A 699-nucleotide genomic window follows, 5' to 3' on the forward strand; every position below is an offset into this window, starting at 1 on the left:
CTGATTGGTTATGTGTGCGCGTAATTGTTTCTTAACCCACTGATACGGCACACTGTAATAATGTTTCTCTATTTCAACATGATAATCAATGTGTACTCGCACCGTTTTGATTTGTGTATAGTGATAGGGCTTTTCAGGCAATGGCTTTAATGCGCTTTTATCCAGCATATCAAAAAGCTGTTTACGTGATTGTTGATATTGCTTCATCACCTTATTGTTCATTACATCAAGTAGCTTTGCTATTTCTTGATTTAGGTGCGCTAAGCTGTAGAAGGTTTGGTTACGCAGACGTGCCATGATCCAACGCTCAACAATTTGTACACCGACTTCAGCCTTTGATTTATCTTTGGGTTTATAAGGTCTAGCGGGTATGACAGCGACGTTATAATACTCGGCTAATTGATGATAAGTGGGGTTTAGATCAGGCTCGTAGCGACAGGGTTTACTAACAGCACTTTTTAAGTTGTCGGGAATAACAAGTTCAGGCACACCGCCTAAAAACGCAAAACAACGGGCATGACTCATCACCCAGTCTTCAAGTTGCTGGCTATACGTTGCCTCAGCATAGGTATAGTTTGATGCGCCGAGCACGGCAACAAATACTTGAGCAGTCCGTGTTTCCTGCGTTGTGGGGCACGTGATGGTCAGTGTGGGGCCACAATAATCCACAAACAGCTTTTCACCACCTTTATGATGCTG

1 protein-coding gene is annotated in these 699 nt (G+C 43.1%); it reads right to left on the minus strand.

The window, feature by feature from the left end:
• The coding region (gene istA, locus H5186_RS22645) for an IS21 family transposase (RefSeq protein ID WP_182795051.1) at positions 1 to 699 on the minus strand (699 nt) is incomplete at both ends.

Source organism: Pseudoalteromonas sp. SG41-2, from assembly GCF_014164535.1.
In the GTDB taxonomy this organism is placed as follows: domain Bacteria; phylum Pseudomonadota; class Gammaproteobacteria; order Enterobacterales; family Alteromonadaceae; genus Pseudoalteromonas; species Pseudoalteromonas rhizosphaerae.